Here is a 23,567-nt window from a genome sequence, read left to right as displayed (position 1 = left end):
AATGTGCGGATGTCCCTGATCAATCTCATAGACGTCGACTACAGCGTCGGCGGTCCCCTGCTGCTCGAAAAAGTCGGGCTGTCCATCGAGCCCGGCGAGCGTATTGCCCTGATCGGCCGTAACGGCGCCGGCAAGTCCACCCTGATGCGCCTGATCGATGGCGAACTGCAACCCGACGATGGCGAGGTGCGCCGCGCCGAGGGCGTGCGCATCGCCCGGCTCGAACAGGAGGTGCCGGCCGGCGCCAAAGGCGATGTCTGGGACGTGGTGGCCGACGGTCTGGGTGAGCTGGGCGCGTGGCTGGCCGAGTTCCACCACCTCAGCCATGCCGAGACGGTCGACACCGACGCACTCGCGCGGGTGCAGGCCAGGATCGAGGCTGCCGAAGGCTGGTCGCTGGACCAGCGCGTAACCGAGACGCTGGACAAGCTCGACCTCGATGGCGACGCGACCTTCGCCAGCCTGTCCGGCGGCATGAAACGCCGCGTGCTGCTGGCCCGGGCACTGGTGTCGACGCCGGACGTGCTGCTGCTCGATGAGCCGACCAACCACCTCGACATCGAGGCGATCGACTGGCTGGAAAGCTTCCTCAAGGGCTGGCCGGGGGCGCTGGTGTTCATCACCCACGACCGCCGCTTCCTGCGCGCGCTGGCTACCCGCATCGTCGAGATCGACCGTGGCCAGGTCACCAGCTGGCCCGGCGACTGGGCCAACTACCTGCGTCGGAAGGAAGAGCGCCTCAACGCGGAAGCGCAGGAGAACGCCCGCTTCGACAAGATGCTTGCGCAGGAAGAAGTGTGGATCCGCCAGGGCATCAAGGCCCGGCGTACCCGTGACGAAGGCCGCGTGCGCCGGCTCAAGCAGATGCGCGCCGAGCGCGTGGAGCGTCGCGAACAGCAGGGCAACGTGAAGATGGCACTGGCCCAGGGCGAGGCGTCCGGGCGCAAGGTCATCGAAGCGAAGGGGCTTGGCTTCGCCTACGGCGACAAGGTGCTGGTGCAGGGTCTGGACACCACCATCATGCGCGGCGACCGGATCGGCCTGATCGGTCCGAACGGTAGCGGCAAGACCACCCTGATCAAGCTGCTGCTGGGTGAGCTGGCGCCGCCGCGAGGCGAGGTGAGGCTGGGCAGCAACCTGCAGGTCGCCTATTTCGACCAGTACCGCGCCACCCTGCGCGAGGACTGGAACGCACTGGAGAACGTTGCCGAGGGTCGCGAGTTTGTCGAAGTCGGCGGCAAGTCCAAGCATGTCATCGGCTACCTGCAGGACTTCCTGTTCACGCCCGAACGCGCCCGCGCGCCGATCACCCGCCTGTCCGGCGGCGAGCGCAACCGCCTGCTGCTGGCCAGGCTGTTCGCGCAGCCGTCCAACCTGCTGGTGATGGACGAACCGACCAACGACCTCGACGTCGAGACGCTGGAGTTGCTGGAGGAGATGCTGGCCGACTATCCCGGCACCTTGCTGCTGGTCAGCCACGATCGCGATTTCCTCGACAACGTGGTCACCTCGACCCTGGTGATGGAAGGGGCGGGCCGCGTCGGCGAATACATCGGCGGCTACAGCGATTGGGAGCGGCAACGGTCGAAGCCGAAACCCGAACCGGAGCGTGGCAGGCGGGCAGCCGAACCGGTTTCGCCTCCGACGCCGACACCCGCCCGCCGCAAGCTCAGCTATAAGGACGCGCGTGAGCTGGAGCAGCTGCCGGTCCGGATCGAACAACTGGAAACCCGGTTGTCCGAACTGACCGAAGCGATGAACGATCCGTCGTTCTTCCAGCAGGATCCGGCGACCGTCACGGCTCATACCGCCGAGCTCGGCGAGACCCAGGCCGCGCTCGACACCGCCTATGCGCGTTGGGCCGAACTGGAAGATGCCGGCGCCTGATCACTGGGCCGGATTTGCAGTGAACTAGCGCGGTCCGTGCCAATGATCGAGCGCGGGGCAGCCAGCCGTGCCATCAGTTTCCGCGTGGCCGGATGCGTGCACCGTCGCGCAGGTCGTCGGCCGGGTAGAGCACCACCCGTTCGCCGGCGTCCAGGCCGTCCAGCACCTCCGCCTCGCGGCTGTTGCGTGCGCCCACGGCCACCTTGCGCAGGCGCGCACGTCCGGCGTCGGCGACGAACACCGCCCAGTCGCCGTCTTCCCGGAACAGGCTGCCGACCGGCAGTCGGGTCGCCTCGGCCTTGTGCCAGACCACGATCCGGACTTCGACGCGGTAGGCATCGCCAAGGGCTTCGCGCGCCTCGACCGGGTCCTCGAAATCGCTGATCACGTTGACCCGTTGCTCCTCGACACCGAGCGCGGAGACCTTGAGGAAACCGGCCGGTTCGATGCGCCTCACCCGTCCGCGCAGGGTGTCGCTGCCGCCCCACTGCTCGATCAGCACCGCGTCGCCCGGCGACACCCGCACCGCTTCGGACGACAGCAGGTCGGAGACGATCTCCAGCCGGCGCGCATCTCCGATCTCCAGCAGGTCGGCACCGGCCTGGACCACGCCGCGGCTCTCGCGCAGGCGCCGCAGGACCACGCCATCCGCTGGCGCGTAGACTAGCAGGTCGGTGCCGCCACGGGCGGACGAGGCGTTTTCGGGCTCTTGCGCGGCCGCTTCTTCGGTGACCGTGCTTTGGTGGATCAGCCGGGCGCGCACCGCGGCGAGTTCATGCCGTGCCTGGTCGACCGAGTGTCCCGCCGACAGCAGGGCATCGCGTGCAGCCTTCGCTTCGGCTTCCTGTGCATCGATCGCGTCGCGTGCGATGGCACCGCTGTCCTGCAGCGCATGCAGTCGTTCGTACTGTTGCTGCGCGCGCGTGGCCACCGTCGCCGCGCGTGCACGCTCGGCCTCGGCGCGTGCGAGTGCGGCTTCGGCGGCCGGTATCGCGGCTTCGGCCTCGGCGCGCACGCGCATGTCCAGTGGCACCGGCGCGGACGGGCGAAGCCGGGCCACGACCGTGCGCCCGGCCTCGACCGCATCGCCCGGCTCCAGCTCGATGCGGCGGATCTCGCCGGCCACCGGGGCCGACACCATGTAGCGCTCGCGCACCCGCGTTTCGCCTTCCTCGTCGACGGTCACCTGCAACTCGCCGGTGGTCACGGTGGCGAGGTCGACCTCGGTCGAGCTCGGCCACAGCGCGACGAGCAGCAGGGCGAGCACGACGGCGCCGCCCAGCCAGACGCTGCGCTTCTTCAGGAATCCGAAGCGGCGGAGGAAAGCGGGAATCCTTTGGAACATTGCTCCAGGACGCGGCATCGTGATGACTCCTCGTGGTTCATTCCCGGGTTTTCAGGACGCCGACCAGATCGAGCCGGTCGAGGCGGCGTCGCACGATCAGGCCGGATACGGTGGCGGCGGCGATGACCACCAGCGCCGACCAGGCGATGGTGGCCGGGGTGGTGGCCAGCGGGAAGCGGTAGACCTCGCTTTCGATCGACTTCACCATCGCCTGCGCCATGCCATGGCCAAGCACGGCGCCGAACGGCAACGCGACCGCGGTCAGGATCACCAGCTCGCCCAGCAGGATCAGCGAGATCTCGGCGAGGGTGAAGCCGAGCACGCGCAGGCTGGCCAGCTCGCGCGAGCGCTCGGACAGCGACACGCGCGCGGCGTTGTAGATCACGCCGAAGGCGATGATGCCGGCGAACAGCACGTTGATGGTGATCATCAGGCCGATGTTCTGCGACATCGTCTCGCGGAAGTTCTCGATCACGGTGCGCTTGATCGCGACCCCGGCAATGCTCGGCAGCGACTTCAGCACCTGCGACAGGGCCTGCTCCTGCGCGAGGTCGATCTTCATCGCCGCGCCGGACAGGGTGCCGCCTTCGCGCATCATGCGGCGCACCGCATCGATGTCCATGTAGGCCGACAGGCCCAGCGAGTCATCGACCAGCGCGGCGACGGTCGCTTCCAGCTGCGGCCGGTGGCCCTGCAGGACCTCCAGCGCCACGCGGTCGCCCGGGACGACGTCGAGCACGCGCGCCAGCATCGTCGACAGCACCAGGCCATCGGGCGGCAACGCCACCGCCTTGCCGTCCATGTCGACGATGCGGCGCAGCCGGGCATCCGGGGACAGCCCGGTGATCGCCAGGTCCCGGTGCCGGAAGCCGGCGCGCAGGCGTGCCGGGACCGTGCGCTGGGGTTCCACCGCGAGGACGCCGGGCAGCCGCGCAAGTGCGTGGTGGGCGGAGGATGAGGCGGGCTCGACGAAGTTGACCGTGACGTCCTGCCGCTCGGCGACCGAGAACTGCAGCGAGATCAGGCGCTCGGTCGAAGCGATCAGCGAGAACCCGAACAGCAGGATACCGGCGGCGAACGCGATGCCGGTGATCGAAGCCAGCGCACGCAGCGGCTGCCGTTCCAGGTTGCGCAGGATCATGCGCATCGCCATGCCCAGCCGCTGGCGCAGCCCGGGTTGCTCGATGATGCTGCGCCGGTAGCGCGCGGGTGGCTCGGGCCGCATCGCCTCGGCCGGCGGGATGCGGACCGAGCGGCGCACCGACGAATACGCCCCGGCCATCGCCGTGAGCAGGCTGACCGCGATCGCGCCCAGCACCACCCCCGGCGAAACCCGGTAGTCGGTCTGCGGGAAGCTGAAATACTGCGCGTAGAGGTCGGTCATGCCCGCGCCGAGCCAGGCGCCGGCGGCCACGCCCAGCAACGCGCCGAGCGTCGCGATCGCCAGCGCCCATTTCAGGTAATGCCAGGCCAGTTCGTCGTTGCGATACCCCAATGCCTTGAGCGCGGCCAACTGGGGCCGCTGCAGCGCCAGCGCGCGGCTGAGGGCGACGTTGAGGACGAAGGCGGTCACCAGCAGGAAGATCGCCGGCACCGCGATACCCATGCTGCGCAACTGCTGCAGTTCGGACTCCAGGGTCCAGTGCGAGGGCTGCAGCGCGCGCGGGATCGCGCCGAGGCCACCGTAGCGTTCCAGCAGCGTGTCCAGCCGCGCGATCACGTCGTCAGGTTGTGCCTGCGGCGCCAGCTTCAGGACGACGTCGTTGAAGCCGCCTTCCATGTCGAAGGCGTTGGCCAGCGCGCGCCGCTCCATCCAGAACACGCCGAACAGGCGATCGTCCGGGACCAGTTCCCCGGGGCGGATGCTGTAGACGTACTCCGGCGACAGTACGATGCCGACGATGTCGAGCGTGCGCTTGCGGCCGTTGATGATCGCCGCGAAGCGGTCGCCAACGTGGAAGCCATGTGCCTGGGTGAAAGCCTCGCTGGCCAGCACTTCGTCAGGACGGCCGGGCGAGATCCAGCGGCCTTCGCGCAGGTACAGGTCGTTCAGCGCCGGGCGCCGGTCCGCGGGCACCGAGATCAACCTGCCGCTGGCCGGTTCCTGCAGGCCGGGCACGTCGAGCACCACGTCCGCCACCACCCGCGTTTCGGCGCGCACCACGCCCGGGATGTCGGCGATGCGGTCGGCCAGCGACCCGGGCGCCCGCTTGAGCGAAGCGAACACGTCGGCGAAGCGCTGGTTCTCGTAGTACGACTGCTGGCTGCGCTGCAGCGACTGGAAGTTCGACAGGTACATCACCCACATGGCCATGCCGGCGGCCAGCACCAGCGCGATCGCCAGTACCTGGCCCGCCATCGCCCACAGGTCGCGCAGCAGCTTGCGGTTCAGGGCCGAAATGCGCACGGCCTCACCACTTCAACTCGTCGGGCGAGCGCTTGCGCGTGTTGCGCTCGGAGGAAACGATCCGGCCGTCGGCCATGTGCAGCACGACGTCGGCCATGTCGGCGATCGATGCGTTGTGGGTGATCACCAGGGTCGTGGTGCCCATTTCCACGTTGACCTGCGCCAGCGCCTTGAGCACCACCACGCCGGTGGCCAGGTCGAGCGCGCCGGTCGGTTCGTCGCATAGCAGCACCGCCGGGCGCTTGGCCACCGCGCGCGCGATCGCCACGCGTTGCTGCTCGCCGCCGGAAAGCTGCGAGGGAAAGTGGTCGAGCCGGTGCTCGAGGCCGACCAGCGCCAGCGCCTCCTCGGGCGGGAGCGGGTTGTCGACGATCTCGGTCACCAGGGCCACGTTCTCGCGTGCGGTCAGGCTCGGGATCAGGTTGTAGAACTGGAACACGAAGCCGACATGGTGGCGGCGATAGCGGGTCAGGGCGGTCTCGTCGTCGGCATCGAGCACCTCGCCGCGGTAGAGGATGCGGCCGCTGCTTGGGGTGTCGAGTCCGCCGAGCAGGTTGAGCAGGGTCGATTTGCCCGAGCCCGAGGCCCCGAGCAGGACCACGAAATCGCCGTCGCGCAGGCTGAGGTCGACATCGTCCAGTGCCTGCACCCGGACCTCGCCCATGGTGTAGACCTTGCTGAGGCCCTCGACCTCGAATGCGGCGGTGGCTTGCTCGGGGGACATGGCATCACGGCTCTTCGAACATGCGCCGGAACATGTCCAGCATCAGCCGCGGCAGGGTGTCGCGCTGCTCGGCCGTCAGTTCATCCCAGTGGTCGACGAACCAGCGGTCGATGGCCGCGCGCAGGCTGAAGATCGCGGTCATCAGCAGGTCCCCGGGCATGTCGTCGCGGATGCAGCCGATCTTCTGCCCGTGGCGCATGAAGGTGATGCGGATCGCGTCGACCTGCTCGATCTTTTCCTGCGCGACCTGGCGTGCCCGCGGATCGGCCGGCGGGTGGTACAGCGGGCGCCAGACGCCGACGTACCATGGCCGCTCGCGCAGCAGCGCGCGTGAACGTTCCGACAGCCGCTCCAGGGTGGGCCAGAAGGTATCGGCCTGCAGGTGGCTGAAGTCGCCGATCTCCTCCGGCACGCCGAGCGCCCAGGCCCAGTCCATGACCGCCTGGAACAGGTCGATCTTGTCGTCGAAGTAGTAATAGAACTGGCCCTTGCTCAGCCCCAGGCGTTCGATGATGCGGTTGAGCGACGCCTGGTCGTAGCCGTGCGTGGCGAACTCCTCGCCGGCGATCTCGAGGATCTGTTCGCGGCGCTGGAGGTCGAGTTTGTGGAAGCGGGGGCGGGGCATGGGCTGTCTCGTGGTCTTGACCGATTGGTCTTACTGACTGGTTGGACCAACTGGTCCAATCTTTGTCCCGACCGTCCGGGGTGTCAAGGCGTGGCCATCGGATCACGTGATCGCGGGTGCGGGCTTGATCGGGATCAACCGTCGGCAAAGGAGCCGTGCGATCCGTCGCGCCGTGATATCGGGGCGGCTTCGGGTTGCGCTGCCAGGGAGCCGTGGCGTCACCGACGGTTTCGACAGGTTCTAGACTGTCGGCATGCAGCAACTCGATCTCGCCGGTTTCGACCGGACCGACAGCACCCCGCGCTATCGCCTGTTTTTCGCCCTCTGGCCGGAGGCTGCCGTCCGTGCCGGTATCGATGCCGTGGCCCGGCGCCTGGATGCCGGGTTCGACAGCGGCGGACGCAGGATCCAGCCGCATCGTTATCACCTGACCCTGCAATTCCTCGGCGAGCATCCGGAAGACTGTCGCCGGGTCGTCGACGCGGCATGCAGGGCAGCGGAGCGTATCCGGATTCCGGCCTTCGACCTGGTGCTCGACCGGGCCGGCAGTTTTCCGATCCGCTCGGCACCGTGCTGGCTGGGGTGCGCTGTCATGCCCGACGGGCTGCGGGCACTGTGGGATGGATTGGGCCTGGCGCTGGCCCGCGAATCGATACGCACGCTTTCAGGGAAACAACTGACACCGCATGTGACCGTGGTCCGTGATGCGGCGCGTCGTTGGCCCGACACCGCGCTCCCGTTGCCGGTCGCCTGGCGCGTTGCCGCCTTCAGCCTGCTGCAGAGCGACATGCGGCAACAATTCGCCTACACCGAGCTGGGGCGCTGGACGCTGCGCGACTGAGCCTGTCGGCCTGGCCAGGCTGGCGCCGATCAATCCCGCAGGAACGCTCCGCAACCGGTATAGGTGTTGTCGCCCACCCTGAGTTCGGCGCGGGCGTCGAAGGCCTCGCCGCTCATGCCGTCCTCGCAGGCGCGGCGCTCTATCGACAGCCTGACGGCGACGCCATCGGCGGTGGAGCCGGAATACCCGTTGCCGCCCGGCTGGGCGCGGGCGATCTCCAGGCTGCGTTCGCCATAGTCGAGCACGGCATTCATTGCCGGTGCCGCACCGCTGCCGACCTCGACCCACCAGCCCGGCTCGTTGCCGGCAGCGCGGAAGGCGATCCCGCGTTCGGCCGCCTCCGTCCAGGGCGAGGGCGAGTCCGCGGAGGTGCATTGCACCTGCGGACGACCCGACAGCGTCAGCATCGCGGAATCGCCCTTGCTGCGGAATTCGTTGCCATGCTCGTCGGCATAGCGCTCGCCGGAGGCGGTCACCGTCTGCGGCAGCACCAGGGTGCGGCCCGACCAGGACAGTGTCGTCGCATCGATCGCCGGGTCGAAGCTGCTGTCCACGCGCAGTTCGCCGCACTGCCAATGGCTGCGCCGGATGTCGGCCGACGGTCCGGACGGCGTCGCGACCTCGCCCGCCGGGACCTGCCGCATCAACAGCTCCACCGGGGCCTCGCTGCCCGGTGCCACCGCATGGCGGGTGTCGGTCACGAACATCAGGCGGTTGTCGGGGCCGTACAGCGAGGCATGCAGGCCGTACATGCCGTTGTCGCGGATGCTTGCCGGGTCGTAGTCGAGCGTGAAGGCAATGGGCGAGGCGCCGGCATCCTCGACCGTGGTTTCGGCCACGACCGCCCGCGGTGTGTCGGCCAGCAGGGTGTCGACCAGCTGGACCTGCAGCCGCGAGCCGGGCGGCAGCATCATCCGCTCGCGATAGACCACGGTGCCGGTGATGCTGGCGCTTGTGGCTTCGGTTGTCTCCGGCGTATCGCCGGCGTTGCCGGTCGGCGTGCCCGACCCGCAGGCGGCGAGCATCGCGCAAAGCAGAGTCGCGCAAAGCAGTGAGGCGGGCAGGGTAGCGACATGAAGGCGGGACATGGAGGCTCCAGGAGATGGGTATGTGGCTGGCGCGCCAGTATCCCGCGGGAATTGTTGTGGTCGCGTTATCGTGCGGTGCCCGGCTGGTGGTCGACCCGCATCACCGGATACAGGCCGAAACGGTCGTCCCAGGATTCATGGCGGCGATAGAAGAATTCCAGCCGTGCGCGCGGATCCCCCGCGAAGCTCTCGTCATCGCGCAGACGCTGCTCGAATTCGGCGCGGACAGCCGGGTCGTTGGCCAGCATTTCGCGGGCGACCTCCTCGGCGACATAGTCCTCCATGTACTCCTTGCGCTCGAAGGCGTTGTTGAACAGCCCCCAGGCCGCCAGCGAATCCGGTGCCTGTGGCTCCAGCAGCGCCATCACCAGGCGCATGCCGGCCTGGGCGGCGGGCACGAACAGCGCACCGGCGGCGATGTCGCGGGTCTCGGGTTTCCATTCGCCTTCGATGTCGAGCCGCTGGCTGCCTTCGAGCGACTGCCCGGCGAAGCGGCTCGACGTGGCGCGGAAGGTTTCCACTTCCATCCCGGAAAGTGCCGTGCCGATGCGCGAGAAGCGCAACCCGTGCACGGACAGCCGTTCCGCTATCCGGTCCGCATGCGCGGCCGGAACGATATAGCCGGCACGCGGGGCAGCGATCACGCGGCCGGGCACGATCTCGTCGCGCAACGGCACCTTCCACACCTGCGGGACGGATTCGTCGTAGCGTGTCATCAGCGCACCGGAGACCTCGGATGGCGTGCGCGTATACGCGTAACCGCGGAACTCGATCGTGCGGGCCTTGTCGGTGGCCTTGTAGTCCAGCGGCACCGGATGGCCGGGCAGGGCAACGGCCCGGCCATCGGCGGCCCGGGCGACGGCCTGCCATTCACGGCCATGCGTGGCGATCATCTCCAGCACGGCAATGATGGTGTTGCGGGTCGAGCGCACGCGCTCGGGATAGGTGCGCCAGGAGTGTGTCTCGACCAGCATGCCGAGCCGGTTGCGGGTCAGTGCGTAGCCGTGCGAGAAACGTGGCGGCGCAACACCGTCCTCGAAGCCGGAGGCCGGGTTGTCGTATTCGACGAAGGACGGATAGAACGGCAGCGGCAGCGAGCCGTGTTCGGCCAGGCTTGCGATCACGCCGTCGCGGAAGCTGCGGCCGACTTCGCGCAGGGCCTGGTCGCCGGCATTGAGCGGTTCGACCATGATCGAGATGTCGTGTTCGAACTGGGCGCCATCGGTGGCGTGCAGGTCGATGTAGGCGAGCGGGTCCCAGGCGTTGTACAGCGCCAGCAGGGCGCGCATCTCGGGGGTGTCGGCCTTGGCGTAGTCGCGATTGAGGTTGTAGTTCTGCGCGGTGGTGCGCCAGCCCATCTCCTCCGGGCCGCGCTGGTTGGGCCGGTTCCAGGCCTTGAAGCGCTCGTGGCCGTCGACGTTGAACACCGGCACGAACAGCATTACCTGGTTTTCAAGGATGCCCTCCTGCATCCCGGTTGCGTCGTCGCCATCGAGGAGTTCGCGCAGCGCCAGGAAGCCGGCGTCCTTGCCATCGATTTCGCCGGCATGGATGCCGCCCTGGATCAGGGTCACCGGCAGGCCCTTGCTACGGGCCGCTTCCGGTGTGAAAGCGCCCATCCGCGAAACCACCAGCAGCTTCATCGGCCGCCCCTCCGGCGTGGTGCCGAAGGTCTCGCAGCGCACCGCGTCCGGATAGCGGGCAGCGAACGCATCGCACAGCGCGATCACCTCGTCGTAGCGCCCGGTCTTCATGAACCCGCTGCGTTCGGAGACGGTGGTCAGCTCGCTGGCAGTTACGGCCCGCGGGCCGGCCAGGGTGGCGGCAAGCGACAGGGCGAGGAGAAGGGCGGTCGGGCGGACGGGGTTCATCGTGCGGCTCTGTTCTGCGAGTCGGTGAAGCGCCACATGGTAGCGGAGGCTCTGCACCGATCCCGGCCGGAAACACGATCCTGCCGACAGATACTGTCAGCAGTCCGATCCGCATCCGCAGCTGACGACCCGAATCAAACCGTGATCTCCTTTTCAAATGGAGGCAGGCATCCAACCCCGTCGCGGGCTGTCGTGCGATGATCAGGTCCCATCAGGGGGACAGCGTCGATGAGAAGGGGGGCTGACATGGTGCCGACTGCGCGCTGCAGGTGGATGCTCGGCATGGCGTGCCTTGCGGGCGTCGTGCTGATGGCCGGTTGCCGGGAGATCCAGGATGCCGGCAAGGAACTGGGACTGATCGATGCGAACGAAGCCCCCGCGGCCGAGCCCGAGGCGAGAACGCTCGATGGCTACTGGTTGCCCGGGGTGATCGACGTGGCGGGCGAAAGCCAGGCCGAGTGGACGATCCGGTGGTGGCAGTGGGCAGGCCGGTTCCCGACCGGCGAGCGGCCTTTCGAGGCACGCGACGGCAGCCAGTGCGGACTGCACCAGGACGGGCCGGTGTGGTTCCTGGCCGGCACCGATGGCCGGTTCGATGCGGTCCGCAAGTGCCGGGTCCCGGCCGACAAGTACCTGCTGGTTCCCGTGATCAACTGGCTGGAGGGCGAGCAACCGCCGCCGGGTTCACCGGACGGACGCCGTTCCTGCGACGACATGCAGCGCATCGCCGCCGAGGCGGCCGACCACGTCATGTCCGGTCTGGTGCTGATCGATGGACGCCCGCTGGGTGAACTCGCCCGCATGCGGGTCGCATCCGGTGGCTGTTTCGCGGGCGGCCCGGGCCAGCCCGGACCGGCGGCCAGCGACGGTTACTGGCTGATGCTCAAGCCGCTGCCCCCAGGGAGTTACCAGCTCGCAATCGCCGCCGGCTACCGCCACGGCCCGCGCGAAATGATGCAGAACTTCCGCTACGAGCTGGAGGTGGAAGAGGTGCCAGGCAGCGTGGCGGTCGAGGCCGAATAGGCATCGCCATCCCATCGCCCGGCAGCATCGGGTAGGCTTGCCGCTTCATGTCCTGGCTCCTTCCGGCTTTCCGGGTGCGAAGGGCAGAACCGTAGCCCACCGATCCGATAGCGAGAACCGATGCTGACCTACGTTTTGATCGCGATCACCGTGCTGGTGTCCTGGCAGGCGTTCGAGAAACCGCGGCTGTTGGAGCGGATGATCCTGTGGCCGCCGGCGATCGATCGCCATCGCCAGTACGACCGGCTGGTCACCTATGGCTTCATCCATGCCGACTGGCAGCACCTGCTGTTCAACATGATCACGCTGTTCTTCTTCGGCCGCCTGATCGAGCAGGTGATGTCGCAGTGGATCGGGCCGGTCGGCTTCGTGCTGTTCTACCTGTCGGCGATCGTGATCTCGATCCTACCGACCTACCTGCGCCACCGGCATGATCCGCACTATCGCAGCCTGGGCGCGTCGGGTGCGGTATCGGCGGTGCTGTTCGCCTTCATCCTGCTGTCGCCGTGGTCGTTGATCTTCGTGTTCTTCCTGCCGATGCCGGCGATCGTCTATGCGGTGGCCTATGTCGCGTACTCGTTCTGGATGGACCGGCGCGGCGGCGATAACGTCAACCACAGCGCGCACCTGTCCGGCGCGATCTACGGCGTACTGTTCATGCTGCTGATGGAGCCGCGGGTGGGCAGCCATTTCCTGGCGCAGCTGGCCAACCCGTCGTTCAGGTAGACGCGACTGCAGGCCCCACCGGCTAGGCGATCAGGTGGTTCCCGGCGGCCATTTCGTCGAGCGGCTGCTCGTAGGAACTGGCAAAGCGCTCGTAGACCTCGGCGTCGATGATGGCGAGTTCGTCGTTGTCTGCGCTTTCGCTGCGGGCCATGGCGAACAGGCGGTCGATCAGGATCGAGTCGCTGGCGGAGCGGATCAGGGCAATCTGGTTGCTGGTCATCGCGGGTTCCCCCTCATTCGGCGGCAATGCGAAGCCACGCATATACCGTGCCAGCCTAGACAACGTTTCTTGTGATGCGGATCGGCCACGAAATGTGACGTGATATGTCATTTGTGGTCGTGTCCCAGGCCAGACGGCGGCCTTTGGCTGGCTTCAGGCATACGGGATATGGGGGATGCGTTTTTTCGTGATCCGGCCATACTTGGGGCACGGCCGCCGGGCAACCGGCACCTGTTCCGAATGGCCGGCTTCGTGCCCCCCGCTGCCAATGGCATGTCCGAAGGGGCCCCGGCTTACGGGCGTTTCGACCCAAGGAGTTGCTGCATGACCGAACAAGAATCCCCCACGCCTGAGATACACCATGACGTCGCCGTCCATCGTTTCGCCACCACGGTCGATGGTGCCAAGGCCTACCTGGACTACCAGATGGATGGCCGGACGATGGTCGTGACCCACACCTGGGTGCCGGAGCCCATTGGCGGGCGCGGCATCGCCAGCCGCCTGGTCCGTGCCGCCTTCGAATACGCCCGCGAAGCGGGGCTGAAGGTTCGCACCCAGTGCTCATACGCCGAGGCCTGGTCCAAACGGCGCCCGGAGTACGCCTCGCTCCTGGTCTGAGGCGGGCCGGCCGGCAGGTTCGCACCGTTTTCGTGATGCCTGCATCACAATCGGGTCGATAACGTATGCGAATCGACTCCCCTGTGATGCCTGATATGCACAACTCTCCCCGTCTCCTGATCGTCCTCTCCCTGATGCTGGCTGCTGTGGTCGCTTGTGACCGCGGCAAGGCGCCCGAGACGCCAGCGGCCGCCGGTGCACCGGGGGCCGTGTCGCCGGAGCCTGGGGAAGCCCCGCTAGACGAGGGGCCGGTCGAACTGAACGACGTCTCGGAAGTCACTGCCGACTATGTCATCGGGATCAGCTTCCCGCCCTCGGCGATGAAGTACCCCGGTCTGGCGGCGGAGCTGAAGCGCTATGCCGACGATGCGCGCGCGGACCTGATGCAGGCGGTGGCGGCGCGGTCGCCGGAAGAGACAGGCTCGATGTACGACCTGTCGCTGACCTTCACCCAGGTGACGGATACTCCGCTGGTGTTCGCGATCGCCGCCGATGGCAGCAGCTACACCGGCGGCGCTCATGGTTCGCCACTGCTGGCCCGTTTCGTCTGGCTGCCCGGCGAGAACAGACGGTTGCGGGCTGCCGACCTGATTGCGGAGGGCGAGGGCTGGGACGCGGTGTCCTCGATGGTGCGCGAGCGATTGCACACGGCACTGTCGCAGCGGCTGGATGCCGATGACCTTGAGCCGGCGGAGCGCAGCCGGATGATGCGCGATGCCGGCCGCATGATCGACGACGGCACCGGGCCGGAAGCGGAGAATTACAGCGAGTTCGAACCTGTCACCGGAGCGGACGGCCGCGTGACCGCGATCCGTTTCGTGTTCCCGCCCTATCAGGTCGGGCCCTATTCGGACGGCGAGCAGGTCGTGGAGCTGCCAACGGAGCTCCTGTTGCCACACATCGTGCCGGAGTACCGGAAGCTGTTCGCCGATCTGTAGGATCGCCCATCCGGTGCGATGGCCATTGCACTGATCTTGACCGCACGTGGCCGGGCCGGGAGAGTTGGACGGCAATCGATCTTGTCGCAAGCCGAGGTGGTCATGGCCGGAATGTCTTCCCCGATCAAGCGCAAGGTATTGGGCCTGCTGGCCGGGGCCGGGGTGCAGGTGGACGGTCCGAACGAAACCGACCCCCGGATCCATGACGAGCGCTTCTATGCGCGGGTGCTGTCGCAGGGCTCGCTGGGACTGGGCGAGTCCTACATGGATGGCTGGTGGGACGTGGGCTCGCTCGACGGTTTCATCGCCCGGCTGATGAAGGCGCGGCTCGACCGCAGGGTAAGGGGCTGGCAGGCCGCGGTCGACCACCTGCGCGCGCGCTGGTTCAACCTGCAGACCCGGCGCCGCAGCCGCGAGGTCGGGCGCCGTCACTACGACCTTGGCAACGACCTCTACCAGGCCATGCTCGGCAAGTGGCTGGTTTACAGCTGCGGCTACTGGCGCGATGCCGGCGACCTCGACGCCGCGCAGGAGGCCAAGCTCGACCTGGCCTGCCGCAAACTCGGCCTGCGCCCGGGCATGCGCTTGCTGGACGTCGGCTGCGGCTGGGGCGAAACGTTGAAGTTCGCGGCCGAGCGTTATGGGGTGGCTGGTGTCGGCATCACCATCTCGCAGGAGCAGGCCGCGTTCGCGCGGGAGCTGTGCAAGGGCCTGCCGGTGGAAATCCGCCTGCAGGACTACCGTGATGTCGACGAGCGCTTCGATCGCATCCTCTCGATCGGCATGTTCGAACACGTCGGCCATGCCAACTATGCGACTTTCATGGAGGGGGTCCGGCGCTGCCTGTCCGCGGACGGGTTGTGCCTGCTGCACACCATCGGCAGCAACGAGTCGCGGCGCGCGACCGATCCGTGGATCGCCCGCTACATCTTCCCCAACTCGATGCTGCCATCGGCTGCGCAGATCGCCGCGGCCGCCGAGGGACGGTTCGTGATCGAGGACTGGCACAACTTCGGCACCGACTACGACCGCACCCTGCAGGCCTGGCGGGCAAACGTGGAGGCGGCATGGGACGGGCTCGATGCCCGCTACGACGAACGTTTCCGTCGCATGTGGCGTTTCTACCTGGCCGGCTCGATGGCGACCTTCCGCACCCGCAAGGCGCAGCTCTGGCAGATCATGCTGTCACCCGGGGGCGTGCCCGGCGGCTACGTCGCGCCGCGTTGACATGACGTGGGACTGACATCGGTCACAAGGTCATGCAACTGGCGTGTTCCGGTAACGTGGTCGAAACCAGCGTTCATCAATCTGGGCCCGTCGACTGACGGACAGGGGGAGTCGACACATCGACTATCCCCGGCCGCGATGCGGTCTTGCCATTGGAGGCAGCTTGATGGACACGAGTTCCCGCCGCGCGTATCCCGCCCGCGCGATCTTCACCCGCATGGCCCTTGCCGGCACGGCATTGCTGTTGGCTCCGCTGGCCGTCGCGCATGAGGCAGCCATGAGCGGACCGCATGCGCAGGGCCACGATCGCCACGACAACGGCAACCTGATCGTCATCGCCCACCGCGGCGCCAGCGGCTATCGCCCCGAACATACCTTGGAGGCCTACCGCCTCGCGATCCGGCAGGGTGCGGACTTCATCGAGCCCGACCTGGTCGCAACGAAGGACGGCGTGCTGGTCGCCCGCCACGAGAACGAGATCTCCGGCACCACCGACGTCGCCAGCCGACCCGAGTTCGCCAACCGAAAGACCACCAAGGTCATCGACGGCCGGGAGATGACCGGCTGGTTCACCGAGGACTTCACCCTCGCCGAACTGCGCACGCTGCGGGCGAAGGAGCGCATCCCCGGCATCCGCCCGGGCAACACCCGCTACGACGGCCTGTATCCGGTACCGACCTTTGCCGAGGTGGTCCAGCTGGCCAAGCGCGAGAGCCGCGGCAAGCGCCGCATCGGCGTGTACCCGGAGACCAAGCACCCGACGTACTTCGCCAGCGAAGGCGTCCATCTGGACGGCACCCCGATCAACATCTCGCTGGGCGCGAAGATCGTCGAGACCCTGGTCGCGGAAGGTTTCACCGATCCGGACCGGGTGTTCATCCAGAGCTTCGAGGTCGAGAACCTGATCGAGCTGGAGAAGGTCGTCATGCCGGGAGCCGGTGTCGATTTCCCGCTGGTCCAGCTCTATGACGATTTCGATGGCGCGATGCCCTACGACCTGCACTACAACTTTTCCCAGGGCAATGACCTGGGCGCGATCTACGGTGGCCTTGGCACGGTGGTGGACGGCGGGCTTACCGTCGACACGCGCTACGGCGACCTGACCACCGCGCCGGCGCTGGCGTGGATGAAGGCGAACTATGCCAGTGGCGTCGGCCCGTGGAAGGGCAACCTGATGCCGCGCCTGCCGCTGGACCCGCCGATCGACGCCGATGGCGACGGCGAAGCGCAGGTCACCACCCGCAGCACCGCTCTGGTGCACCCGATGCTGTCCGATGCGCTGGAGCAGGGCCTGCTGGTGCACCCGTATACCTTGCGCGCGGAAGAGAACTACCTTGCGCAGTCGCCGAATGGCCAGGTGTCGTCGGTGACGGCCGAAGCGCTGCAGCTGTACGGGCTTGGCGTCAACGGTTTCTTCATCGATCAGCCCGACCTGGGGGTGAAGGCGCGCGAACTGTTTCTCGAAGCCAATCGCCTGGCGCCTCCGCCGCGCGGCGGGCACTGACCGGACGACATTGCGGGAAAGCGGGGCGGCGATGCGGCAGGGAGGCCGTATCGCCGCCGGGAAGGGGAGGGAGGGATCAGGAGAACGAAGTCCCCGTCGCCGCCGGCAACACGAGGGTCGCGTCGTCCTCGATCTTCAACGTCGCCAGATTGTCCGCACGGGTGACACCGCGAGTGAGGATGGCCAGCGGCAGGCCCAGCTCGCGGGCGGCGCGGGCGAAACGGTAGCCCGAGTAGACCATCAGCGACGAGCCGACGACCAGCATCGCATCTGCACGGGTGAGGGCGGCCCTGACTGCCTCCACGCGCTCGCGCGGCACACTTTCGCCGAAGAACACCACGTCGGGCTTGAGCAGTCCACCGCAGGCGGGACAATCGGGTATCCGGTAGCGACCGAAGTCGAGGCCGTCGAGGTCGGCGTCGCCATCCGGCGCGGTGGTGGCGTGCAGTCCGCGCCAATCGGGGTTCAGGGAATCCAGCATGGCCTGCACGTCGGCGCGGCCGAGGCGCAGATCGCAGCCGAGGCACACGACCGTGTCGATCCGTCCGTGCAGGTCGACCACGGCCCGGCTGCCGGCGCGCTGATGCAGACCGTCGACGTTCTGGGTCACCAGCAGCTCGATGCCGCCTTGTGCTTCCAGCCGGACCAGGGCGTGGTGTGCGGGGTTCGGCCTGGCATGGCCCATCACCGGCCAGCCGACATGGCTGCGTGCCCAGTAGCGGGCGCGCGCCAGCGGGTCGCCGGTGAATGCCTGGAAGGTGATCGGCGGTTGCCGCTTCCATTCGCCATTGGCGTCACGGTAGTCGGGGATGCCGGAATTGGTGCTGCAGCCGGCGCCGGTCAGGACCAGCAGGCGGGCATGCCTTTGCAGCCATTCGCCGAGGGCATGCGTGGCATCGGTCGCATCGGGCAGGTCCGGGAGCACGGCAGACATGTCGCGAATGCTAGCAGTCGGCTTGAGCGGCTGCGCCATGCCCCGGGATCACGAAAAACGCCGCCCGGACGAATCCGGGCGGCGCTGGGTATTGCAGCGGTCGGGTAGAGGCCGATTACTCCTCGGTCGCACCTTCCAGTTCCCCTTGGGACTGGGGTGGGGCGCTGTCGTCGGCCATCGGCACCAGACCACGCTTCTCCAGCAGCGGCTCGATCTTCGGATCGTGACCGGCGAAGTCGCGGAAGATCTTCATCGCGTCCTGGCTGCCGCCCTGCGAGAGCAGGGTCTTGCGGAAGTGGTCGCCATTGGCGCGGGTCAGGCCGCCGTTTTCCTTGAACCACTGCACGCTGTTGGCGTCCAGCACCTCGGACCAGATGTAGGCGTAGTAGCCGGCCGAGTAGCCGCCCATGATGTGGCTGAAGTAGGGCGTGCGGTAGCGCGGCGGCACCGGCTTGAAGTCGATGCCGTCGGCAGCCAGAGCGGTGGCTTCGAACGCCATCACCCCATCGGCATCGGGCACCTGGTCGGCGGTGATCTGGTGCCAGCGCTGGTCGAGCATCGCTGCGCCCAGGTACTCGGTGGTGCGGAAGCCTTCGTTGAACAGCGAGGCCGCCATCACCTTGTCCAGCAGTGCCTGCGGCAGCGGTTCGCCGGTCTTGTGATGCTTGGCGTAGTTGGCAAGAATCTCCGGCCAGTCGGCCCACATCTCATTGACCTGCGAGGGATACTCGACGAAGTCGCGCGGCACGCTGGTGCCGCTGAAGAACGGGTACTCCACGTCCGAGAACATGCCGTGCAGGGCATGGCCGAACTCGTGGAACATGGTGGTCACCTCATCCCAGGTCAGCAGGGTCGGCTCGCCTTCCGGCGGCTTGGGGATGTTCTGGTGGTTGGCGACCACCGGCTTGTAGCCGGTCAGGCCCGACTGCGAGACGTAGGAGTTCATCCACGCGCCGCCACGCTTGGAGTCGCGCGCGTACGGATCGAAGATGAAGATCGCCAGCTGCGATCCGTCCTCGTTGAACACGTCGTAGGTCCAGGTGTCCGGGTGGTACTTCGGCAGGTCGCTACGCTCCTTGAACGTCAGCCCGTAGAGCTTGCCGGCGGCGAAGAACACGCCGTTCTCCAGCACGTTCTTCATCTCGAAGTACGGCTTGAGCTGCGATTCGTCGAAGGCGTACTTCTCGGCGCGGACCTTCTCGCTGTAGAAGGCCCAGTCCCACGGCTCGAGCTTGAACGAGGGCTCGCCCTTGGCGGCCTGTTCCTTGTCGATCATCGCCTGCAGGTCGGCGGCCTCGCGCTTGGCATTTGCGACCGCTGCCGGGGCCAGCTGGCCGAGCATCGCATTGACCGCTTCCGGGGTTCTGGCAGTCTGGTCCTCCAGGCCGTAGGCGGCGTGGTTCGGGTAGCCGAGCAGCTTGGCGCGCTCGGCGCGCAACTTCATCATCCGCGAGACGATGGCGGTGGTATCGAACTCGCCTCCGCGGCTGCCGCGCGCCACGGAGGCCTCGTGGATGCGCTGGCGCAATGCGCGGTTGGTCAGCTGCGACAGCGGCGGCTGGCCGGTGGTGTTGAGCAGGGTGATGACGTACTTGCCGTCCAGGTCGCGTTCCTTGGCGATGCGCGCGGCGGTGGCGATCTGCGATTCGGTCAGGCCGTCGAGCTCGGTCGCGTCGTCGACAACCACGGCCGAAGCATTGACCTCGCTCAGAACGTTGTCGGTGAACTGGGTGCCGAGCGATGCCATCTCGGCGTTCATTTCCTTCAGTTTGGTCTTGTCGGCGTCGCTGAGCTGGGCGCCGGCACGGATGAAACGGGTGTGGTAGCGCTCGATCAGGCGCACGCCCTCGGCGTCGAGGCCGAGCTGGTCGCGTTGTTCATGGAGCGTGGCGACGCGCTCGAACAGCTTGCCGTTGAGGCTGATCGCGTCCTGGTGGGCGGCGAACTTCGGCGCGTACTCGGCGCGCAGCTTGTTGCGGGTGTCGTTGGTGTCGGTACCGACCAGGTTGAAGAACACCGAGACGGCGCGGCCGAGCACGTCGCCGCTCTTCTCCATCGCGACGATGGTGTTCTCGAAGCTCGGCGGTTCGGGGTTGCCTGCGATGGCCTCGATCTCCTTGAGGTGCCGTGCCATGCCCTCGTCGAAGGCCGGGCCGAAGTCGCTGTCCTTGATCCTGTCGAACTGCGGGTAGTGCAGCGGCAGCGGACTTGGAGCGGAGAAAGGATTGGCGGCTTGGTCCATATTGGTTTGAGACTGGGTGGCACCGGTGTTGGCGGACTGGGCATGGGCGGGAAGGGCAGCGGTGGCTGTCAGCGCCATGGCCAAGGCCAACGCAAGAGGATGTTTCATCGGACAGGACCTCGTCATCAGGAATCCTCAAGCCTAACCGATGGGCCCCGGGGCCACCCATGACGAAAGCCATGGCCGTGCAGGCGGGCAGCGGGCATTCGCATGGGTACGTTCTGCTTAACGGTGTTGTAACATTTCCCCGCAAAGCGACCCGCCATGGTGCGCAAGATCGCGCCAGGCCGTCAGGGGACGGCCGCATGACCCACAGGTTGTCGTTTCCGCACAGGCGGGAACCCATGGGCGTATTGAGCAAAGTCCATGGTTCCCCGTGTTCGCAGGGACGATGAGTCGGATACCCACTTGCCGAGAGCCCCCATGACCACCTATTCCGCCACGCCCGCTTTTGCCCGTCGCGCGCTCGCAGCCGCCATTGCCGTCGCGATGCTGCCGGCCGCCGCCCTTGCCCAGGACACCGCTGGAAGCGCCTCCGACAGCGACGCCAAGACCCTCGACACGTTGATGGTGACCGCCCAGCGCAAGGTCGAGAACGCGCAGGAGGTGCCGATGTCGATCACCGCCATCAACCCGGAGCAACTGGACGTGCTCGGCTCGGGCGGCGGCGACGTGCGTTTCCTGTCCGGCCGCGTGCCGAGCCTCAACATCGAGTCCTCGTTCGGCCGCGCCTTCCCGCGCTTCTACATCCGCGGCTACGGCAATACCGACTTCCGCCTCAACACCTCGCAGCCGGTGTCGCTGGTCTATGACGACGTGGTGCAGGAGAACCCGATCCTGAAGGGCTTCCCGGTGTTCGACCTGGAGCAGGTCGAGGTGCTGCGCGGTCCGCAGGGTTCGCTGTTCGGCCGCAACAGTCCGGCCGGCGTGGTCAAGTTCGACTCGGTGCGCCCGTCGCAGGAGCTGAACGGTTACGGCAAGCTGGGGTACGGCAGCGACGACATGATCAATTTCGAGGGTGCGATCGGCGGCGGTCTCAGCGAGCGCTGGTCGGCACGTGCATCGGCCATGTTCCAGCGCCGCGACGATTGGGTCGAAAACACCTACCCGGGCCCGAACGACGGCCTGGAGGGCTACGACGAATCCGCCGGGCGCGTGCAGTTCCTGTACGAGGGCGATGGCTTCGAGGCTCTGTTCAATGCCCATGCGCGTCACCTCAACGGCACCGCGCGCCTGTTCCGCGCCAACATCTTCAAGCCCGGCACCAATGACCTGGTCGACGGTTTCGATCCGGACAAGGTCTCGATCGACGGCCTCAACCACTCCGAGCTGGACAGCCATGGCGCCAGCGCCCGCCTGCGCTGGGACTTCGGCGACTACTCGTTGCATTCGATCACCGGCTACGAGTCGGTGGAGACCTACAGCCGTGGCGACATCGACGGCGGCTTCGGTGCCTCGTTCCTGCCCGATTCCGGCCCGGGCGAGATCCCGTTCGCGTCCGAGACCGCCGACGGCATCCCTGACCACTCGCAGTGGACCCAGGAATTTCGTATCGAGTCGAACACCGGCACCGCTTTCGACTGGCAGGCCGGCCTGTTCTACTTCAGGGAGGCCTACGACGTCGAAAGCTTCAGCTACGACTCGCTGGCCGGCGGTGCGCAGGACGGTTACCAGCGCATCCGCCAGACCAACGACTCGTGGGCGGTGTTCACCGCGGGGACCTGGGAGGTCACCCCCGACTTCCAGCTGCGCGCCGGCCTGCGCTACACCTGGGACGAGAAGAAGCTGACAGTCAGGGACTACTGGAACACCGGCTTCGTCCCGTGCGTCCTGCTGGAGAAGTGCACGCTGGCGCAGCTGGCCGCGCAGGAGCCTGACGGCGACCTGTCGGCCGCGCCCAAGGACAACAAGCTCAGCTGGGACCTCTCCGGTACCTGGCGCCTCAGCGACGACGTGAACCTCTATGCCCGCGTTGCCACCGGCTACCGCGGCAGCAGCATCCAGTCCGCGGGCGCGTTCAATGCCAAGTCGGTGGCCGATCCGGAAACCTCGACCTCGTTCGATGCCGGCATCAAGGCCGACCTGTGGGATCGCCGTGCACGCCTGAATGCCAGCGTCTTCTACTACGAGGTCAAGGACCAGCAGCTCACCGCGGTGGGTGGCAGCACGGGCAATGCCAACATCCTGCTCAATGCGAAGAAGAGCGTCGGCCAGGGCTTCGAACTCGACTTCCAGGCCTGGCTGACCGACAACCTGCTGGTGACCCTGGGCAGCAGCTACAACGACACCGAGATCAAGGACAGCGACCTCAGCGTCGCTGGCTGTGCCGCCTGCACCGTGACCAACGACCCGGAGCTGGACGAAGAGGGCCAGCCGACCGGCAATTACCTCATCAACGGCAATCCGCTGCCGCAGGCGCCGAAGTGGAGCCATAACCTGACCGCGCGCTGGGGCCTGCCGCTGGCTGCCGGCAGCGAGTTCTATGTCTACACCGATTGGGCCTACCGCAGCGAGGTCAACTTCTTCCTCTACGAGTCGGAGGAGTTCACCGGCAAGCCGCTGCTCGAAGGCGGCCTGCGGCTCGGCTACAACTGGGGCCATGGCAGGTACGACGTCGCCGTGTACGGCCGCAACATCCTCGACAAGGTGGAGGCCGTGGGCGGCATCGACTTCAACAACCTGACCGGCTTCATCAACGAGCCGCGGCTGGTGGGCGTGGAGTTCAAGGCGTCGTTCTGACCGATCCTGTGCAAGCCCCTCTCCCGACCGGAGAGGGGCGAGGATTCAGGCACGGAGGCATGCCTCGGGCAACCTGCGCCTACAATGAGGCTCCATCGCCTGGAGCAAGCGCATGACCACCGCCTATGATTTCACCGCCACCGACATCGACGGCAGCGAGGTCGCGCTCGACAGCTACCGCGGCAAGGTCCTGCTGGTGGTCAACGTCGCCTCGAAGTGCGGCTTCACCCCGCAGTACACCGGGCTCGAACAGCTCTGGCACGACTACCGCGATCGCGGTCTGGTCGTGCTCGGCTTCCCCTGCGACCAGTTCGGTCACCAGGAGCCGGGCAGCGAGGCCGAGATCAAGGATTTCTGTTCACTGACCTACGACGTCAGCTTTCCGATGTTCGCCAAGATCAACGTCAACGGCGATGCAGCCCATCCGCTGTGGAAATGGCTGAAGGATGAGAAGGGCGGCTTCCTCGGCATCGACGCGATCAAATGGAACTTCAGCAAGTTCCTGGTCGGTCGCGACGGCCGGGTCGTCAAGCGCTATGCGCCGACCGACAAGCCCGACTCGCTGGCCGCCGACATCGAGGCCGCACTGGGCTGAGAGCGCTCGACAG

At 67.1% G+C, this 23,567-nt stretch carries 19 protein-coding genes; 10 read left to right on the top strand and 9 right to left on the bottom strand.

The features are described 5' to 3' along the window. The first annotated feature begins 9 nt into the window (after nt 1-9). Entirely contained in the window at nt 10-1,887 is a 1,878-nt protein-coding gene (locus tag FKV23_RS09140) for an ATP-binding cassette domain-containing protein (protein WP_141623574.1), read from the top strand. A 73-nt stretch (nt 1,888-1,960) separates the two neighbouring features. Here FKV23_RS09140 and FKV23_RS09135 read toward each other — a convergent pair whose 3' ends face one another. From FKV23_RS09135 to FKV23_RS09120, 4 genes are read right to left on the bottom strand one after another with little or no spacing between them, the layout of a single operon-like run. After that, complete coding sequence (locus FKV23_RS09135) at nt 1,961-3,250, bottom strand: efflux RND transporter periplasmic adaptor subunit (protein WP_141623573.1); 1,290 nt, start codon at nt 3,248-3,250, stop codon at nt 1,961-1,963. Between the two features lie 19 nt (nt 3,251-3,269). After that, nucleotides 3,270-5,639: an ABC transporter permease gene (locus FKV23_RS09130; protein ID WP_208543133.1), complete on the bottom strand. Its 2,370-nt coding sequence runs from the start codon at nt 5,637-5,639 to the stop codon at nt 3,270-3,272. Between the two features lie 4 nt (nt 5,640-5,643). After that, nucleotides 5,644-6,363 (bottom strand): ABC transporter ATP-binding protein, encoded by a 720-nt coding sequence (locus FKV23_RS09125; RefSeq protein WP_141623572.1) that lies wholly within the window; start codon nt 6,361-6,363, stop codon nt 5,644-5,646. Between the two features lie 4 nt (nt 6,364-6,367). Next, entirely contained in the window at nt 6,368-6,988 is a 621-nt protein-coding gene (locus FKV23_RS09120; RefSeq protein ID WP_141623571.1) for a TetR/AcrR family transcriptional regulator, read from the bottom strand. Nucleotides 6,989-7,241: 253 nt separating this feature from the next. On the opposite strand from FKV23_RS09120, the gene thpR reads away from it, so the two are divergent. Beyond that, a complete protein-coding gene (gene thpR / locus FKV23_RS09115; RefSeq protein WP_141623570.1) occupies nt 7,242-7,829 on the top strand; it encodes an RNA 2',3'-cyclic phosphodiesterase in 588 nt (195 codons plus the stop codon). Nucleotides 7,830-7,858: 29 nt separating this feature from the next. Here thpR and FKV23_RS09110 read toward each other — a convergent pair whose 3' ends face one another. Beyond that, a complete protein-coding gene (locus FKV23_RS09110) occupies nt 7,859-8,917 on the bottom strand; it encodes a YbaY family lipoprotein (protein ID WP_141623569.1) in 1,059 nt (352 codons plus the stop codon). A 65-nt stretch (nt 8,918-8,982) separates the two neighbouring features. After that, complete coding sequence (locus tag FKV23_RS09105; protein WP_141623568.1) at nt 8,983-10,788, bottom strand: M14 family metallopeptidase; 1,806 nt, start codon at nt 10,786-10,788, stop codon at nt 8,983-8,985. Nucleotides 10,789-11,016: 228 nt separating this feature from the next. On the opposite strand from FKV23_RS09105, the gene FKV23_RS09100 reads away from it, so the two are divergent. Both FKV23_RS09100 and FKV23_RS09095 read left to right on the top strand, forming a co-directional pair. Further along, nucleotides 11,017-11,811 carry a hypothetical protein gene (locus tag FKV23_RS09100; protein WP_167285128.1) on the top strand — a complete coding sequence of 265 codons (795 nt, stop codon included), beginning with the start codon at nt 11,017-11,019 and terminating at the stop codon, nt 11,809-11,811. Between the two features lie 120 nt (nt 11,812-11,931). Continuing rightward, nucleotides 11,932-12,537 carry a rhomboid family intramembrane serine protease gene (locus FKV23_RS09095; RefSeq protein WP_141623566.1) on the top strand — a complete coding sequence of 202 codons (606 nt, stop codon included), beginning with the start codon at nt 11,932-11,934 and terminating at the stop codon, nt 12,535-12,537. 22 nt (nt 12,538-12,559) lie between these two features. On the opposite strand, the gene FKV23_RS09090 is transcribed toward FKV23_RS09095, so the two are convergent. Then, on the bottom strand, nt 12,560-12,757 hold the full coding sequence (locus FKV23_RS09090) for a hypothetical protein (protein ID WP_141623565.1): 198 nt from the start codon (nt 12,755-12,757) through the stop codon (nt 12,560-12,562). A 324-nt stretch (nt 12,758-13,081) separates the two neighbouring features. Here FKV23_RS09090 and FKV23_RS09085 point away from each other — a divergent pair, with 324 nt between their 5' ends. The 4 genes from FKV23_RS09085 to FKV23_RS09070 all read left to right on the top strand — a co-directional run bounded on the left by FKV23_RS09085 (nt 13,082) and on the right by FKV23_RS09070 (nt 17,044). After that, nucleotides 13,082-13,375: a GNAT family N-acetyltransferase gene (locus tag FKV23_RS09085; protein WP_141623564.1), complete on the top strand. Its 294-nt coding sequence runs from the start codon at nt 13,082-13,084 to the stop codon at nt 13,373-13,375. Between the two features lie 95 nt (nt 13,376-13,470). Further along, nucleotides 13,471-14,313 carry a DUF3298 and DUF4163 domain-containing protein gene (locus FKV23_RS09080; RefSeq protein ID WP_244243958.1) on the top strand — a complete coding sequence of 281 codons (843 nt, stop codon included), beginning with the start codon at nt 13,471-13,473 and terminating at the stop codon, nt 14,311-14,313. 111 nt (nt 14,314-14,424) lie between these two features. After that, on the top strand, nt 14,425-15,540 hold the full coding sequence (cfa, locus tag FKV23_RS09075; protein WP_141623562.1) for a cyclopropane fatty acyl phospholipid synthase: 1,116 nt from the start codon (nt 14,425-14,427) through the stop codon (nt 15,538-15,540). A 166-nt stretch (nt 15,541-15,706) separates the two neighbouring features. After that, entirely contained in the window at nt 15,707-17,044 is a 1,338-nt protein-coding gene (locus FKV23_RS09070; RefSeq protein ID WP_208543132.1) for a glycerophosphodiester phosphodiesterase family protein, read from the top strand. A gap of 76 nt (nt 17,045-17,120) precedes the next feature. Here the strand turns inward: FKV23_RS09070 and FKV23_RS09065 are convergent, their stop codons facing one another. Together FKV23_RS09065 and FKV23_RS09060 are read right to left on the bottom strand one after the other, a co-directional pair. Then, nucleotides 17,121-17,978, bottom strand: coding sequence for an NAD-dependent protein deacetylase (locus FKV23_RS09065; RefSeq protein ID WP_141623561.1), 858 nt, complete (start codon nt 17,976-17,978; stop codon nt 17,121-17,123). A gap of 115 nt (nt 17,979-18,093) precedes the next feature. Next, nucleotides 18,094-20,328, bottom strand: coding sequence for a M3 family metallopeptidase (locus FKV23_RS09060; RefSeq protein WP_141623560.1), 2,235 nt, complete (start codon nt 20,326-20,328; stop codon nt 18,094-18,096). 315 nt (nt 20,329-20,643) lie between these two features. On the opposite strand from FKV23_RS09060, the gene FKV23_RS09055 reads away from it, so the two are divergent. Both FKV23_RS09055 and FKV23_RS09050 read left to right on the top strand, forming a co-directional pair. Further along, nucleotides 20,644-22,959 carry a TonB-dependent receptor gene (locus tag FKV23_RS09055; protein ID WP_208543131.1) on the top strand — a complete coding sequence of 772 codons (2,316 nt, stop codon included), beginning with the start codon at nt 20,644-20,646 and terminating at the stop codon, nt 22,957-22,959. A gap of 112 nt (nt 22,960-23,071) precedes the next feature. Beyond that, the gene (locus FKV23_RS09050) at nt 23,072-23,554 is read left to right on the top strand and encodes a glutathione peroxidase (protein ID WP_141623559.1); all 483 of its coding nucleotides are present in this window, start codon (nt 23,072-23,074) and stop codon (nt 23,552-23,554) included. The last annotated feature ends 13 nt before the right edge of the window (nt 23,555-23,567 follow it).

Source organism: Lysobacter alkalisoli (genome assembly GCF_006547045.1).
In the GTDB taxonomy this organism is placed as follows: domain Bacteria; phylum Pseudomonadota; class Gammaproteobacteria; order Xanthomonadales; family Xanthomonadaceae; genus Marilutibacter; species Marilutibacter alkalisoli.
This window is presented reverse-complemented; position numbering and strand designations above follow the sequence as displayed.